The 16,082-nt window shown below is 69.2% G+C and carries 13 protein-coding genes and 1 pseudogene; 10 read left to right on the top strand and 4 right to left on the bottom strand.

The window, feature by feature from the left end:
• Window positions 1-70: 70 nt before the first annotated feature.
• Both ACF09J_RS06915 and ACF09J_RS06910 read right to left on the bottom strand, forming a co-directional pair.
• Window positions 71-436, bottom strand: coding sequence for a DUF6412 domain-containing protein (locus ACF09J_RS06915; RefSeq protein ID WP_392304324.1), 366 nt, complete (start codon window positions 434-436; stop codon window positions 71-73).
• Between the two features lie 94 nt (window positions 437-530).
• Window positions 531-1,058 carry a winged helix-turn-helix transcriptional regulator gene (locus ACF09J_RS06910; RefSeq protein ID WP_392304323.1) on the bottom strand — a complete coding sequence of 176 codons (528 nt, stop codon included), beginning with the start codon at window positions 1,056-1,058 and terminating at the stop codon, window positions 531-533.
• Between the two features lie 137 nt (window positions 1,059-1,195).
• On the opposite strand from ACF09J_RS06910, the gene ACF09J_RS06905 reads away from it, so the two are divergent.
• Together ACF09J_RS06905 and ACF09J_RS06900 are read left to right on the top strand one after the other, a co-directional pair.
• Window positions 1,196-2,629, top strand: a complete 1,434-nt coding sequence (locus tag ACF09J_RS06905) for an MFS transporter (RefSeq protein ID WP_392304322.1) — start codon at window positions 1,196-1,198, stop codon at window positions 2,627-2,629.
• Between the two features lie 183 nt (window positions 2,630-2,812).
• Window positions 2,813-3,868: an SEC-C domain-containing protein gene (locus ACF09J_RS06900; protein WP_392304321.1), complete on the top strand. Its 1,056-nt coding sequence runs from the start codon at window positions 2,813-2,815 to the stop codon at window positions 3,866-3,868.
• 21 nt (window positions 3,869-3,889) lie between these two features.
• Here the strand turns inward: ACF09J_RS06900 and ACF09J_RS06895 are convergent, their stop codons facing one another.
• Entirely contained in the window at window positions 3,890-4,834 is a 945-nt protein-coding gene (locus ACF09J_RS06895; protein WP_392304320.1) for a LysR family transcriptional regulator, read from the bottom strand.
• 60 nt (window positions 4,835-4,894) lie between these two features.
• Between ACF09J_RS06895 and ACF09J_RS06890 the strand changes: the two genes are divergently transcribed.
• From ACF09J_RS06890 to ACF09J_RS06865, 6 genes and pseudogenes are all read left to right on the top strand, one after another.
• A complete protein-coding gene (locus tag ACF09J_RS06890) occupies window positions 4,895-6,136 on the top strand; it encodes a nuclear transport factor 2 family protein (protein WP_392304319.1) in 1,242 nt (413 codons plus the stop codon).
• Between the two features lie 131 nt (window positions 6,137-6,267).
• Window positions 6,268-7,947 carry a protein kinase gene (locus tag ACF09J_RS06885; RefSeq protein ID WP_392304318.1) on the top strand — a complete coding sequence of 560 codons (1,680 nt, stop codon included), beginning with the start codon at window positions 6,268-6,270 and terminating at the stop codon, window positions 7,945-7,947.
• 29 nt (window positions 7,948-7,976) lie between these two features.
• A complete protein-coding gene (locus ACF09J_RS06880; protein WP_392304317.1) occupies window positions 7,977-8,768 on the top strand; it encodes a hypothetical protein in 792 nt (263 codons plus the stop codon).
• A gap of 41 nt (window positions 8,769-8,809) precedes the next feature.
• A pseudogene (locus ACF09J_RS06875) lies at window positions 8,810-9,567 on the top strand (transposase).
• Between the two features lie 446 nt (window positions 9,568-10,013).
• The gene (locus tag ACF09J_RS06870) at window positions 10,014-10,688 is read left to right on the top strand and encodes a hypothetical protein (RefSeq protein WP_392304316.1); all 675 of its coding nucleotides are present in this window, start codon (window positions 10,014-10,016) and stop codon (window positions 10,686-10,688) included.
• 97 nt (window positions 10,689-10,785) lie between these two features.
• Window positions 10,786-13,926 (top strand): DUF3427 domain-containing protein, encoded by a 3,141-nt coding sequence (locus ACF09J_RS06865; RefSeq protein ID WP_392304315.1) that lies wholly within the window; start codon window positions 10,786-10,788, stop codon window positions 13,924-13,926.
• A gap of 76 nt (window positions 13,927-14,002) precedes the next feature.
• Here ACF09J_RS06865 and ACF09J_RS06860 read toward each other — a convergent pair whose 3' ends face one another.
• Complete coding sequence (locus ACF09J_RS06860) at window positions 14,003-14,632, bottom strand: ATP-binding protein (protein ID WP_392304314.1); 630 nt, start codon at window positions 14,630-14,632, stop codon at window positions 14,003-14,005.
• Window positions 14,633-14,852: 220 nt separating this feature from the next.
• Between ACF09J_RS06860 and ACF09J_RS06855 the strand changes: the two genes are divergently transcribed.
• Together ACF09J_RS06855 and ACF09J_RS06850 are read left to right on the top strand one after the other, a co-directional pair.
• Entirely contained in the window at window positions 14,853-15,698 is an 846-nt protein-coding gene (locus ACF09J_RS06855) for a helix-turn-helix domain-containing protein (protein WP_392304313.1), read from the top strand.
• Window positions 15,699-15,923: a DUF397 domain-containing protein gene (locus ACF09J_RS06850; protein ID WP_392304312.1), complete on the top strand. Its 225-nt coding sequence runs from the start codon at window positions 15,699-15,701 to the stop codon at window positions 15,921-15,923. It abuts the gene before it with no gap.
• Window positions 15,924-16,082 lie beyond the last annotated feature (159 nt).

Genomic DNA, 16,082 nt, shown 5'->3' with positions numbered 1-16,082 from the left:
CCGGGGGTCTCGTCGTGCCGGGCGTACGGGAATGGCGTACGGGGATGACGGCATGACGACCCGCGCGGGGTCACTGGGTGGAGTGCACGGTGCCCTGCACGGTGGTCGCCGGGAGGGCGTGCCCGGGTGCCCTGGGCCGCGGCCGGCCCTCGGCGTCGGGATCGCGCTGGGGCAGGAACGCCGTACGGCGGTCCCGGTCCCTGATGGCCGTACGCACTCGGGTGGGCGGCACGGCGGGCGCGCAGCGGGAGGCGAGCACGGCGCAGGCGACGAGCGCGGAACCGGCCGCGGCGGTCGCGGCGAGCGCGACGGCCACCGTCTCCGAGAGGCCTCCGGCGCCGGACAGGGCGAACGGAAGCAGGACGACGAGGGGCAGGAAGAGAGACAGGAGCAGTGGCACGGCGGAGGGACGCGTGGCGACGCGGGTGTTGATCACGTCGGCTCCCTCCCGTGAGCGTGCGGCGCTCCGGCGCCTACAGCTCGTTGCCCGTCATGTCGTTGACTCGTTGTCCCGTTGTCCCGCCATCTCGTTATACAGGATCGATGTCGAGCGGTTGCAGCAGCCGCCTCGGCTTGAGCAGGGCCCGGCCGACCGGATCCACCGGGTCCGGATCGAGTCCGGGTCCCGGCTCCATGAGGACGTCCTCGACCGGTACGACGGTTGCGCAGGCCGGGCACTCGCCGTACGGCCCGAGTTCGGTGCCGCACTCCGCGTGCCGGAAGCAACGGAGCTGGACCTCGGTGAAGTGCTCGCGCCCCCACAGTCCGAGCGCCCGCAGGGTGGGCCACAGCGCGATCCCGCGCTCGGTGAGGACGTACTCGTCCCGGGGCGGCGATTCCTGGTACCGCCGCTTCTCCAGGATCCCCTCCGCCGTCAGCGTCTGGAGGCGGGCGGCAAGGACCGCGCGGGGGATGCCGAGGTGGACCAGGAAGTCGTTGTAGCGCCGGACCCCGTAGAGCGCGTCGCGGACGATCAGCAGCGTCCAGCGCTCACCGATGATCTCCAGCGCGCGGGCGATCGAGCACTCCTGCGTCGCGTAGTCCTTGCCCAGTGCCATGCCGTCCACTGTAGCCACTTTCCGAGAACTTGGTTCAATGACCGAACCTCAAGGTGTTACGGTTCAGGAGGTAGGTCGGTTCAATGACCGAACCTTCATAGCCTTTTCTCCGCCCAGCCCCTCGGAAGGACGGGCCCATGACCGGGCTGAACTCCCCCACGACCCCCACCGCGACCCCTGTGGCAGCGGGCACCACCACCCGCACCGCCGCCCCACGCCTCAAGCGCCGGGACGGGCCCCCGCACCCCCGGGCCACCCTGGCCGTGACCAGCGCGGCCACCTCCGTGGCCCTGATGACGTACACGGCGCCGATCATCACCCTCCCCGGCACCGCGGCCGCCCTGCACACTCCCGTCTCCGCCCAGGCGTGGCTGCTCAACGGCACCCCGCTGGGGCTGGCCGCCCTCCTCCTGATCGCCGGCAGCCTGGCCGACGACTACGGGCGCCGCCGCATCTTCCTCGCCGGCACACTGACCCTGGGCCTGACCACCGTCCTGGGCGCCCTGGCGACGACGACCTGGCAGTTCACGCTGGCCCGTATCGCCCAGGGCGGGGCGAGCGCGGCGCTGCTGGCCAGCAGCCTGGGCCTGCTCGTGCACGCCTTCCCCACCCCGCGCGGCCGGCTCCAGGCGACCGGTGTCTGGGGCGCCTTCGTGACCGGCGGCATCGCGGTCGGCCCGCTCGTCACGGGCGCCCTGCCGAACTGGCGTGCCGCCTACGCCGTCCTGGGCGCCGCCGCCCTGGTCGCCGCCGCGCTCGGCACCCGCACACTGTCGGAGTCGCGCGCGCCGAGGGGCGGCCGGCCGGACGTCCTCGGCGCACTGGCCTTCGGACTGGCCCTGGTCGCCCTCGTGGCCGCCCTGACCCTGGGCCGGGACGGCTGGCTGCGGGCGCCGGTGGGACTGCTGCTCGCGGCGGCCGTCGCGCTGCTCGGGCTCTTCGTGCTGCTGGAGCGCCGCACCGGCACGCCGATGATCGACCTGTCCCTGCTGCGCCGCCCCCGCTTCCTGGCCTCCTCCGCGGGCGGCCTCTTCACCGGCCTCGCGGTGATCGGCCTCTTCAGCTTCCTGCCCGCACTGCTCCAGCAGGCGCTGAGGATGTCGCCGATGACCACCGCCTGGCTGTTGCTGCTGTGGTCGGGCACCGGCTTCGCGGTGGCCCTCCAGGCCAGGCGCCTGGCGGGTCGGGTGACGCCGCGCCGGCAACTGGTCGTGGGCTTCGTCCTCCACGCGGCCGGCGCCCTGACGATGCTCGGCGCGATCGGCTCCGGCTCCTGGCTCCGCCTGCTGCCGGGCCTGCTGCTGGGCGGCGTGGGCGCCGGCCTGCTGAACGCCGCGCTGCCGCTGCTGTCGGTGGAGTCGGTCCCGCCGGAGCGCGCGGCGATGGGCTCCGGCGCCCAGCAGACCCTCCGCTACATCGGCTCCTGCGCCGGAGTCGCCCTGACCATCGCCCTCGCGACGTCGACGGGCAGCGTGGCCCGGGGCGCCGACGTGGCGATGGTGATGTCGGCGGGACTGGCGCTTGCGGGCGCGGTGGGCGTGGGGGTGTCGCGGGAGCGGAAACGGGGGTGAGGGCGCGGACGTAGGGACGTGGTACGGGGGCGGGGCGGGGGCGTAGGAAGGTGGGCACGGCGGCGTACGGACGGGGGCCGGGCCTGGGGGCATGAGCGGGCGGGGGCCGGGCCCTGCCTTGGCGGGGTCCCCTGGCCTGCAGATACCTCACCTTTGTCACTCTGCGGCAGTACGGTGTCCCCCATGCGCCCCGCCACGCCCGCCGAAGACGCCGACCACGCCACCGAAGCGGCCCGCCTCGAACGGACCGCCGATCTGTACCCCGAGGACGCCGAGGCCCTCCTCCTCCAGGCCGCGGCCCACTGGGAACTGTCCGGGGACCGCCCCGCCGCGACGACCCTCTACGACCGTCTGCTGTCCTCCGCCGCCCTGGAGAAGCCCTACCTGGTCCGGGCCCTCAAGGCAGCCAACCTCTGGGAGTACGGCCACGAGGCGGAGGCGAGAGCGATCATCGAGGGCGTCCGTTCCGCGGCGCCCCGCGACCCGGCGCCCTGGGTGATCGTGGCGGAGTCCCTGGAGACTCACGACGAACTCGAAGCAGCACACGAGACGTTCACCCAGGGCGTGGAGCTTCTTCTCGCGGAGGCCCAGGCGCCCCCGCGCGACACCCACCCCCTCCTCTTCGGCCGCCACCGCGTCCGCCGCATGCTGGGCGCGGTCCACGACGACTGGGACATGCTGGCCGACACCCTGCACACCTCCCCGGTCCCGCTGGACGAACTCCACGACCCGAAGCGCGTCTGGTCCCTCGGTTCGGAGAACCCGGCCGAACTGAAGGCGGAGATCACCCGCCTGCGCGCCGAACTCGGCGCCTACCGCGCCGCCCTCTCCCGCCCCTTCCCGGTGGCGGTCCTCCACTGGCCGGCGGAGGAACTGTCCGAACTCCTCACCGCCTACGACGGCCTGACGTCCGAATACCCCTCCCACGACGCCCACTTGGCGACGATAGAGGCCTCCCTGCGCGAACTGGCCTCCTCCGGAACCCCCAACCTGGGCATCGTCACGGGCACGGTCCCCTCCTACGAGGCCTTCGCCGCCTCGGAGGCCGCCTCCCCGTCCGACCCGGCCCTCCTGCCCCAGTACGCGACGACCCTGGCGGCCCGGGGCCGCGCGGTGGCCTGGCCACCGCAGCGCGGAGCGCACTGCTGGTGCGGTTCGGGAGAGGCGTACGGAAAGTGCCACGGGGCGGCCGAACCCGCCGCGTCCACCGAACCCGCCGAGCCCGCCGGAACCGTCTGAGCGGGCCGGAGGCGAGCGGACTCAGTCCCTTTCGTCGTGGGCGTCCGTCTCAGCCTGCCGGTGCGCGGCCCGCGCCGGACGACTCGCGCCGAAGGCTGTCACGAGAAGGTCGAGCAGCGGCGCCGAGCGAGGGTGCGGGTCGCGGCGTGGAGTGAGCGTATGGATGCCGCGGGTCGGGGGATCCACGAGGGCCACCGCGGTGACATCGGCCCGCAGCGCGCCCACCAGCACCCCGGGCATCAGCGCGATGGCGTGGCCGGTCGCGACCAGCGCCAGCTTGCCGGGCAGATCGGCCGCGGCGAGGTCGATGCGGGCGGTCACCCCGGCGCGGGCGGCGTGCTGGCGCAGCAGCGCCGCCGAGCCCTCGTTGTCCTCCACCCAGGTCTGGTCGGCCAGGGCCTGGATACGCACCGGGGCGCCTCCTGCCAGCGGGTGGCCGAAGGGCAGCACGACGACCATCTCGTCCATTCCCAGGAACCGTCGTTCGAGGCGCGGGTCGTCGGGCAGCCCCGGTGGCGCGTCGGTGACCACGGCGACGTCCAGGTCGCCCGAGACCACACGGTCGTACAGCTCCAGGCTCAGTCCGGGCGACAGGCTCCACCGGACGGGGCCGGCGGTGTCCAGCAGGCGGCGTATCGCCACGGGCACGATCCCGGCGGCCAGGGACGGCGTCGCACCGACGGCCAGGGGCCGGGCCGGCGCCCCGTCACGCAGGCCCCGCACGGCACGGACCGCCCGGTCGGCCTCGGTGAGCGCGGTCGTCGCGTGACGGCGGAACACGTCTCCGGCAGGCGACGGCCGCACACCACGCGCGTGCCGCTCCACCAGCGGCACGCCGAGCTCGCGCTCCAGCCCGGCGATCTGCCGGGAGACGGCCGACTGCGTGTAGCCGAGCTCGTCGGCCGCCGCCGACAGCGACCCGAGCCGGCACACCGTCACGAAGGTCCGCCATGAAGTGAGCGTCATGGCCCGCAAGTATGCCCGTCGGTATGCATATCCCGCAGAGCAGCCCTGCGAGATCTGCGCTTGTCGCAGCCCTCGTGGTGTCCGAGGCTCGGACGCATGACCACACCCCACACCGTCGCTGTGCTCGGCCTGGGCCGCATGGGCACCGCGATCGCGACCCGACTCGCCGAGCAGAACTGGGACGTCGTCGGCTGGACACGATCCGGTCGTCAGGCCGCCGGGGCCTTCGAGACGACCCGTGACCCGAACGACGCCGTGGCGAGGGCGGACATCACGCTCCTCGCACTGTTCGACGGCCAGGCGTGCCAAGAGGTCGTCGACCGCGTACGCCCCGCCCTGCGACCGGACGCGATCGTGCTGAACACCAGCACCATCGCCCCCGCCGAGGCCACGACACTGGCCCGGCGGCTCGGCCCGCGCTACGTCCACGCACCCGTGCTCGGCTCCGTACCGGCCGTGACCGCGGGCGCCCTGCGGATCCTCGCCGCCGGCGGCCAGGCGGCACTGGACCGGGTCCAACCAGTCCTGCGAACGCTGGGCACCGTGCGACCCGTCGACGACGCCGCCACTGCCGCGGCGCTCAAACTGATCGCCAACAGCAGCCTCGCCGGCGCCGTCCTCGCCCTGCGTGACGCACTGCGGCAGGCCGATGCCCTGGACCTGCCCCGCACCCAGGTATTGGACGTCCTCGAACTCGGCCAGCTCGGCGGCCTGGTCACCCGCAAGCGGACCTTCCTCGCCGACGGGTCTACCACGACCACGGCCCCTGGGGAGTTCACCATCGGCGCGCTGGCCAAGGACATGGCGCTCCTGGCCGCCGCGTCGAACAGCCCCCTGCGCAGCGCGGCCGACCTGGCCGGCGTCCCCGCCGATCCGGAGGCCGACATCGCCGTCGCCGCCACGCTTCCCGCCGTGGACGACGCCGTACTCGAACCGCTGCGCCGCTACATCCAGGGCCACGCCACCGGCGACCCCGCCCACTTCCGCGAGGCGTTCCTGCCCACGGCCCACATCGAGGGCATCCGGGACGGCGCGTTCGTGTCATGGCGCCTGGACGAGTACTGCGCACTCTTCGACTGCCGTCCGGCGACGGACGAACCGACCCGCACCCGCCGCATCGACACCATCGACGTCCACGGCACCGTAGTCACCGCGTCCATGACCCTCCGACACGGCCCGGACACCTTCACCGACGTGTTCCTGCTGGTGCGGTCCGAGGGGAGGTGGCGCATCGCGAACAAGGCGTACCACCGGCTCACCGGGCCGCCCCCGGCCGGAGTCCCCCGGCTCACGCCGCACTGAGGGGCCACCGCCTCGGGCCACCTGATCGCTGCCTCCCCAACAAGCTTTAAAGTGCTGCTTGTTGGTCGACTCATCGGATCGGCGGATCCGGGATCGGCAGATCAGGGGATTCGGGGGGGGACGAGGGGCCGATGAACAACGCGGGTGCGACCGAGGTGTTCCAGCCCCTTCAGCCGGACGACCCACCCGTGGTGGGCGGTTACCGCCTCGCCGCCCGGCTCGGCGCGGGCGGCATGGGCCGGGTCTACCTGTCGCACACGCAGGGCGGCAGACCGGTGGCGATCAAGGTGGTCCGCCCCGAGCTGGCAGACGACCCGGCCTTCCGGCGACGGTTCCGCCGGGAGATCGCCGCGGCTCGGCGGGTCAGGGGCGCGTACACGGCCGAGCTGATCGACGCCGCCGCCGACGGCGTACCGCCCTGGCTGGCCACGCTGTACGTACCCGGCCCCTCCCTTTCCGACGCCGTCGCCCGGCGCGGACCGCTGCCGGTCGCGGCGGTGCTGTGGCTGATGGCGGGGGTGGCCGAGGCGCTGCAGGCCATCCACGACGCGGGCATCGTGCACCGGGACCTGAAGCCGTCGAACGTGCTGCTGGCCACCGACGGCCCGCGCGTGATCGACTTCGGCATCTCGCTGGCCTCGGACGCCACCTCGCACACCACCACGGGCGCCGCCATCGGCACACCGTCGTTCATGGCTCCCGAGCAGGCGTCCGCGGGCGAGGTCACGGCGGCGACCGACGTCTTCGCGCTCGGCCAGACGGCGGCGTTCGCGGCGCTGGGCGAGCCGCTGTACGGGACCGGCCCCGCGGTCATGTTGCTCTACCGGATCGTCAACGAGGAACCCGACCTCTCCCTGCTGCCCGAGCAGCTCCGTCCGCTGCTCGCCCGATGCCTGGCCACCGATCCGGAGGAACGCCCCACTCCTGCGGAGGTCGTCGAGTGGTGCCGGCAACGGCTGGGCAAGGACGCCGACGCGGGCGGCGGGCCGGCCGTCTGGCGGGAGATCGCGGGACCGGAGGTGACGGTCCCGCCTCCGGCCCCCCACCCCACCCAGTGGTACACCCTCCCTTCGGCCGGCTGGCCGCAGCCGTCGGGTCCGGTCCCGCAGGTCGCGTGGCCGGAACCGCCGACGCCTCCCGACCCGGACGAGCGGCGCACCCGCAGACGCCGCACTGCCCTGATCGCGACCGCCTCCGTAACGGCGGGCGCGCTGCTGCTGGCGGGCCTGACATGGACGGCCCTCGACGCGGCGAACCGGCTCCGCCACTCGGCTGCGGGCCGTGGTGCGACCGCCTCCTCGACGCCCCCTCCGGAAGCATCCGGACGGTCCTCGGCGTCCTCACCGGCAGCCACGCCGACCTCAGCGGCCGGTGACCGGACACCTGGACCGTCGCACCCCTCCTCCACGGTGCCCAAGCCGCCGCGAGCCACCCCGTACACCGGCATATGGCTGGACCGGAAGAACTCACTGGACATCAAGAAGGGGGTCGAGCGCAGCGACCGCAAGGGGGACATCCGCTTCGGCTGCAAGGAAGCCGACTGCGAGCTGGAAAGCGACACCAGCACGATGGTCCTGTGGTTCGGCGATCCCGGGGCCTCCTTCGAGGGCTGCCGTGTCCTTCTCGCCGGCGCCGACGGCCACCCCGGCGACCATCGCCGCATACCGCTGGCCGCAACGGCGACCGGCAGCGAGATCTGCGTCAAGCATCCCTCCGGAGACATCGCGGTGTTCTTGATCAACGTGAAGTCGACCGCGCTGCCGGAGATCGGCTTCGTGATGGCGGACATGACGGTCTGGCGGGCGGCCTAAGGGCTGCCCCGCAATGATCAAGGAGCCCCGTGGCTCTGTCGTCCTGCATGTTGGTACCGGGGGCTCTGGAACGGTTGAATGCCCTGGTGAGGGACTGGACGCAGGTAGTCGATGCCCACGGGGCGACTGGGCGAGTGCCAGCGCTCCTGGATCAGGTCGAGCGAGAGGAAGCTCCGGAGGCTTGGGAAGAGCTTTGGGACCGTCTGTGCCTGCACGGCGAGACGGTCTCCCCTGCGAGCTTCAACGCTCTTCCGCGCTTGGCAATCCTGGCTCCCACGAGTGCGCAGGCGCTGGAACTTGCCAGCGCCATCATGCGTGGCGCCTTGCAGCATCCTGACGGTGAAGTTCTGCTCGCGGGCTGCGCGGATGCGATCGCTCGACTGCGGGAACTTGTGGACAAGCAGCTTCGGACGCGTCCTGCTAACTACAACCGGATCTTTGGCGATCTGCTCGCGCTTGAAGGGCAGTACCACTGGAGCACCGCCCTGGGGGACTTCACCGACGACTTCTACACCGTGTCCTGCCCGCACTGCGAAGCGGAGGTGACCATCGCCGTCGGCGACTACGGCTGCTACTCGGCCATACGCGACTGGGATCTTGGCGACATCGAGCGGCGGGCGCTGCGGCCCGCCCCGGCCGAGGAGCTTCGCGACCCGGGCCGATGGATGCATGCCACAGCCGTCCGGGACGAGCAACAGGAACTTGCCGAGGGGATCAGGCACGTCTTTGGCCTTGCGGAGTGCCCGGCGTGCGCGAGTGTGTTCAGCATCGCGGCCGCGTATACGAGGGCGAACCTCCCTCCAGCCCTTGAGGCCTCCTGAACTGCATCAGGACGCCATCCGTGGCCTGTCATGATCTTGCTATGTCTGGCGTCATTACGGCTTCGGAGCTTTCGTGGATAGCCCCGTTCACCGGGCTGAGCCCCCAACTCTTCCGCAAACTGATCACAGTGCTCCGCAATGAAGGTGCCGACGGTGCCCGTCCGGGACGTCCGTGGTCGCTGCCGCTGGAGGACCGGGTCCTGCTGGTAGCCGCATACTGGCGCACGAACCTGACCCTGCGCCAGCTTGGCCCGCTGTTCGGCGTCTCGAAGTCCGCGGCCGACCGGATCGTCGACCACACGGGACCGCTGCTTGCACTCAAGCAGCGGCAGCGGTTCCGCAAGGGAACGGTGCTCATCGTGGACGGCACACTCGTGCCCACCCGTGACCACACCGTCGCCGAGCAGTCGAAGAACTATCGGTACTCCACCAACCATATCGACGCCGACAACCGGCGGGTCGTTGTCATCGGTCGCCCGGTGCCCGGCAATCGCAACGACTGCAAGGCCTGGTCCGAGTCCGGCGCGATGGCCGCCGTCGGCAAGACCACCACGATCGCCGACGGCGGCTACCCGGACACCGGGTTGATCATTCCTCACCGCCGCCCGCCGGCGGCGAGCTGGGCGGGTGGAAGAGCGAGCACAATCGCTCCCACAAGCAGGTTCGCGCCCGCATCGAGCACGTCTTCGCGCGGATGAAGACCTGGAAGATCCTGCGCGACTGCCGCCTCAAGGGCGACGGAGTCCACCGGGCCATGCTCGGCATCGCCCGCCTGCACAACCTCCTCCAGTCTGCTTAGCAGACTGAGCCGCGCCTGCCATCAAGCCGCCCCTCGCCCTTCAAAGATCAATTGCGGGACAGCCCTTAGCCAGGTCGTTTCGTCCGCATCACCCATCGCCGATCTGCTGTGCCGTTGGCTGATGTTTGCGCTTCGGGCAGCGTAGGCATCAGGGGCAGCGTGCGCCTCCACGACCGTGGAAACGCTGGAGGCCCAAGCACCCTCAACGCGCCGCATAGTCACTTGCCATGACGATCGAACCCGCGACGTCGCTCCGAACAGCCGCCGGACGATCACTCACCTGACCTCTGGCGCCAATTCGAGCACCCAGGCCGCCAGTTACCCCCCGATGCGCCCACCGAACAGTGGATCCTCACCCCGCCATGGACACGATTGCATCACAGGATCTCCACAAGCCTCCGTGGCCACGAGAAGATGCATGACTCAATCAATTCCCCGGGGGGCCCATGAGTGACAGGATCACGCCGCCACCTATGCCGAGCTACGGGCCGCCCATGCCGCCCGTCCCGCAGCCGCAGGCAAAGAAGCACCGGACAGCCATCATCGCCGTGGCCGCAGCCGTCGTTGCCGCGGCCGTCTCCGCCGCCATCACTGCTGGCGCCACCGGAAGCGGCGGCACCGGAGCTGCACCCACCGTCACCGTCACGGAAATCGCGAGCGACACCGACACGACGGCCGACGACACGACGGATTCCACGGACGAGTTGGCGGACGAGGACGACAGCGATGACGTCTACGCCCTGACCGACACTGTCACCTACGAGAACGATGTCGCCGTCAGCCTCTCCGGGTTCCAGCGGTCCGTGTCCGGTCAGTACGCGGCCCCCGAGAACACCAACTACGTGCAGTTCACCGTCAAGATCAAGAATGGGGGCAGGAAGACCCTCGACACCACTGGACTCACCGTCAACTGCTCCTATGGCGAAGACGGACGCAGCAGCGAATCGATCTACGACAGTGATCACAGCCTCGGTGGAGGCCCCGACACCAAGCTCCTCGCCGGAAGGTCTATCAACGTGCCGTGGGGCTGCGAGCTCCCCAAGGGAGAAAAGGTCATCCAGGTCGAAGTGTCTCCCGACATGGAATCAGAGAGGGCGATCTTCACCGGCAAGGTGAAGTAAGCGGAAAGGGCTTCCTCCTGCGGGGAGCTCGGGCGGTGCCGAAGACTCGGTGTCAGTAGGCCTTGTTAGAACAGAACCATCAACGTTGATCGGGGGCATGGTGGCAAAGGCACGGGACCTGGAGCAGCCCAGCGCCGGGGTGTACGAGAAGCTGATCACTGAGGACGTGCGCGATGAGCTGGGGCAGCTCGAGGCCATGGGGTGGAAGGCCATCGATGCCGAGGTGAGCAAGGAGTCCTCACCTCATGTTCTGGCCCGGCATGTCGGCGAGGTGGTCGCCCGTACGCTCAACCAGCTCCCCGCTGATCAACGGGTCCCGTTCGTCAACAAGGTCCTGGAATCCCTGGCCATCAGCCAGATCGACGCCGAGCCCATCAGCACGGTCGTCGACGGTCCCCGCCAGCTGCTCGCCCTCGCCGAACGGGAAGCGCCGGGAGCCTACGCGATCCGCCCCCTCACTCCGCTGTCCGAGACTTCGTTGCTCACGAACTCGCCGGAGGATCTCAGCCTGGGTGCCGAGTTGCGCGCCGAGCTCGCAACCGCGGACCGGATCGACCTGCTCTGCGCGTTCGTGAAGTGGTACGGCATCCGGGTGCTGGAGGACGCTCTACGCGCCGCCAAGGAGCGCGGCGTACCGATTCGGGTCATCACGACCACGTACATGGGCGCCACTGACCGCCACGCGCTCGACCGGCTGGTGCGGGACTTCGGCGCGACCGTCAAGGTCAACTACGAGATCCGGTCCACACGCCTGCACGCCAAGGCCTGGCTGTTCCGGCGCAAGACAGGCTTCGACACCGCCTACGTCGGCAGCTCGAACCTGTCCAGGGCCGCGCTGCTCGACGGCTTGGAGTGGAACGTACGGCTGTCGTCCGTCGCCACACCCGCGGTGCTGGACAAGTTCGAGGCGACGTTCGACGCGTACTGGAACGACACCGCCTTCGAGTCATACGACCCGGACCTGCACGGCGAACGCCTCGATGGGGCGCTCGCCCAGGCGAGTGGCACCAGCTCCAACACCGACCTGAAGATCAATCTCTCCGGCCTCCAGGTACGCCCCTTCCCGCACCAGCAGGACATGCTGGAGCGGCTCACGGTCGAGCGTGAGCTCCGTGGACGGCACCGGAACCTGCTGGTCGCGGCGACCGGTACCGGGAAGACGGTCATGGCTGCCCTGGACTACCGCAACCTGTGCAAGAAGTCGGACGGCAGCCGGCCGAGGCTGCTGTTCGTGGCTCACCGCAAGGAGATACTCAAGCAGTCTCTGCGCACCTACCGAGAGGTGCTGGACGACGCGTCGTTCGGCGAGTTGCTGCACGCCGGGCAAGACCCGCGCGAGTGGAACCACGTCTTCGCCAGCGTCCAATCGCTCAACGTGCAGCGCCTTGAGCAACTGGCCCCCGAACATTTCGACATCATCGTCATCGACGAGTTCCATCATGCGACCGCGACCACGTACAGGCGGGTCATCGACCATTTCGCCCCGAAGGAACTCCTCGGCCTGACGGCGACTCCTGAGCGGATGGACGGGCGCAACGTACAGGACGAGTTCTTCGAGGGCCGGATCGCCGCCGAGATGCGGCTATGGGAAGCCCTGGAAAACGACCTTCTGTGCCCCTTCCACTACTTCGGTATCCCTGACGGCACCGATCTGACGAACCTGGGCTGGCAGAGAGGCTCGTACGCCGACCAGGAACTCGGCAACCTCTACACAGGCAACCATGCCCGCGCCCGGATCGTGGTAAAGCAGATCCGGGACAAGGTCTCCAACCCGGGAGCCATGCGCGCGCTCGGTTTCTGCGTGACCAAGGCACACGCACACTTCATGGCGGACTTCTTCCGCGAGGCTGGTTTCAAAGCCGTGGCACTCGACAGCGACTCACCCGCTGACGTGCGCGCCCAGGCCTTGTCTGACCTGCACGGCGGAAACCTGCAAGTGATCTTCTCCGTCGACCTGTTCAACGAGGGCCTCGACATCCCGGACGTCGACACCCTGCTCCTGCTCCGCCCCACGAGCAGTGCCACCGTCTTCCTCCAGCAGCTGGGCCGTGGGCTGAGGCGCACCGAGACGAAACCGGTGCTCACGGTTCTCGACTTCATCGGACAGCACAGGGCGGACTTCCGCTTCGAGGAGCAGTTCCGGGCACTGACCAACCTGTCCCGGAACCGACTCATCGATCACATCGAGCACGACTTCCCGCAACTGCCGTCCGGCTGCCAGATCATTCTGGAGGGCAAGTCCAAGGACCTCGTCCTCGACAACATCCGCACACAAGTGAACTCCACGGTCAAGACGCTGGTGAGGGAGGTCCAGGCCTACAGCACGCCGCGCCTTGCCGACTACCTCCGGGAGAGCCGTCGGGAGATCAAGGAGCTCTACCGGAACGAGAACTCCTGGACGGCCATCCTGCGCCGGGCTGGTCTGATCGAGGAGTCCGCACCGGCTGAGGAAGCGGCGCTACTGAAGCGAGTCCACGCTTTCCTCCATGTGGACGACCCGGAGCGCGCGGACGCCTACCTCCGCCTCCTCCAGGACGATGCTCCGCCGTACGAGGAACTGGGCCCGACCGATCAGTCGTACGCCCGCATGCTGTTCTTCAACCTGTGGGACAACGCCGGAGGTTTCACCAGCTTCCAAGACGGCCTTGCGTCCCTTCGCTCTCAGCAAGCGTTCCGGGATGAGCTGCGACAGGTGCTGTCACACGTCATCGAGCAGGCCGACCACGTCCCCATCCCCCTGTCCGACCGCCTCAGCCAGGTCCCGCTGAAGATCCACAGCGCCTACAACCGCTCGGAAATCCTCGCCGCTCTCGGTGTGGCACGCTTCGGTGGGCAGATGCCCCGCTCCTTCGCTCAAGGAGTCCAGTGGGTCGAGGAGCTCCAGACGGACGCCCTGCTCATCACGCTGGAGAAGAACGAGAAGGACTTCTCGCCCACCGTCCGGTACAAGGACTACGCGCTGAGCCCGTCGCTCTTCCACTGGGAGTCGCAGAACTCAACGGCCGAGAGTTCCCGAACCGGGATGCGCTACCGGCAGCATGAGCAGCGTGGCCGCCACGTCCTGCTCTTCATGCGGCGCTACAAAGACACCGACATAGGCAAGCCCCAGCCGTGGATGCTCCTCGGCCCGGCCACGTACCAGTCCCACACGGGAAGCAAGCCGATGGCGATCACCTGGCACTTGCAGCACGATCTCCCGGCGGACGTGTGGACGTACTCGGCCATCACTGCGAGTTGACTCGCATCGGTCGGGTTCGTCATCGGGTGTACGGCGCCGACCTTGGTGGACCAGGGCGGCGCCATACAGGAGGCCTCTAAGCAACCTTCGCCTCGGCCTCGTAGTGCATCTGGGCCCGGTCCAACACATCATCCGGGTCCAGGCCACGCGCCGACGTCCAGTGCAGCAGGTCGGCGATCAGCTCGACTGCCGCCTCCTCCAACACCGCCGCGCGCTGTCGTCCCTCCAGGACGGCGCCACTGGACCCCTGGTAGCCCTCAAGGGCTTCGACGGCACGCTCCACGCGTCGGCAGGCGGACTCGGAGCCCAGTGCAATCTCGCACCACACCGCCTTGCCGAGCGCAGTAGCAACGGTCCCCCAGTCCAGCGCCATGGCCGCGAGCAGATGCAGGCCGCGACCGCACTCCTCGTCACAATCAGCGATGTGCATGAAAGGCGGCGCGCAGCTCTTGTCGTGCATCTCGATCCGCAGCCGCTCGCGCTTCCACTCAAGGATCAGGGTGGCCGACACGCCCTCGCCAACGTGCTTGATGACGTTCGTCGCCAGCTCCGTGACGAGCAGCTCCGTTTCGTCGCAGGCATTCGGCACGCCCCACTGGTCCAACTGCGCGGCGGCAGCCCTCCGTAGCAGCCGGACCTCCGCCGGCAGTGCTTCAAAGGGCAGAACACAGCGGTGCTGGTGGTCCCTAGCGCTGCTAGTAGGCATGAGCATTCCTCCCTCCCGTGCCACGCGCATGCTGCGCCTGCCGTGTCCGTTCGGCTGCATTGCGTAGCGATCTGGAAGCGAGGATGGCACAGAGAACTCTCACCATGTAACTTCTCACGCGAATCTATCGAGTGAATCCCGTGGTGGGCGGGCGGCCCCGCTGCCTAGCCTGTTCAGGCCCCGAGCCACCACTGCCCGGGGTTACCCACAGAGGAGCCCCATGTCCGTAAGGACCACCACACGTCGCCGCCAACTGGGTGCCATGTTGCGCAAGTTGCGTGCTCGCAAGGGGATGACCCTGGAGGAGGCCGGCCAGTTGGTTGGCGTCTCGAAGGCGACGGTCAGCCGGTATGAGACCCAGGCGGGCCCGGTCAAGTGGATCGTCGTAGACGCACTGTGCCGCGAGTACGGAGCCTCCGACTCCGAGCGGGAAGCTGTGGTCAGGCTGGCCAAGGATGCAAAGCAGCAAGGCTGGTGGAGTTCCTTCGCCGACTCCATCCCGGAGAGCATGAACCTCCTGCTCACGCTGGAAGACGAGGCTGTACGCGAGGACCACTTCTCGTGTGTCTACGTTCCTGGTCTTCTCCAGACACGCGCCTACAGCACCGCCCTGCAGAAGGCCAACGAGATTCCGCTGCAGCCGTCCGAGATCGAACGACTGGTGGACATCCGCATGAAACGCCAGGAGATCCTCAACCGGCCGAAGCCTCCTCGCCTGTGGGCGATCCTCGACGAGTCCGTCATCCGCCGGGTCGTCGGATCTCCCGAGACCATGAAGGAGCAGTTGGGCCGACTCCTGGAAGCGAACGAGTCACCTCACATCACGCTTCAGGTGCTGCCGTTCTCCAAGGGCGCCCACTCCGCCGCCCTTGGCAGCTTTGTGATCCTCGGCGGTACCGAGTCAGCCCTCGATGTCGTGTACGTCGACTTCCACGCCGGATCGCTCTTCATGGAGAAGGACGAGGAACTGGAGCGATACAGACTTGCGTTCGAGTACCTCCGCGCACAAGCGTTGGACATGGAGGCCTCCTCCGCCGTGATCCATCGTGCCCGCAAGGAGCTGTGAATGTCTGTCCGTCCCCGGCCCGTCTCCGACCTCGCCTGGTTCAAGTCGTCGTACAGCGGCGGCAACGCAACGGAGTGCATAGAGACCGCCTTCGTCCCGTCCGGCGTGCTCGTCCGCGACTCCAAGCAGCCCACGCATCCCCACCTCACCGTGTCAGCGGAGGCCTGGAGAGGTTTCATGACTGGCGCGCGCCAGGCGTTTTCGATACGAGACGTCATGGCGTGACGCCAACCGCACCGGTCAGCCCGTAACCGTCAGGGAACGAATTCGCATGCGGTGCACACGCGGCAGCCGTCGGCAGCTTCACCGTCCTCCATGGACAAGCTCCCGAACTCGACGCTGTGTACGCAGACCTCATCGGTTCGAATCCACGGCCGAGCTCAT

Source organism: Streptomyces sp. NPDC014889, from assembly GCF_043081205.1.
Classification (GTDB): Bacteria; Actinomycetota; Actinomycetes; order Streptomycetales; family Streptomycetaceae; genus Streptomyces.
The sequence above is the reverse complement of the archived record's forward strand: the minus strand, read 5'-3'. Positions and strand labels throughout refer to the sequence as shown.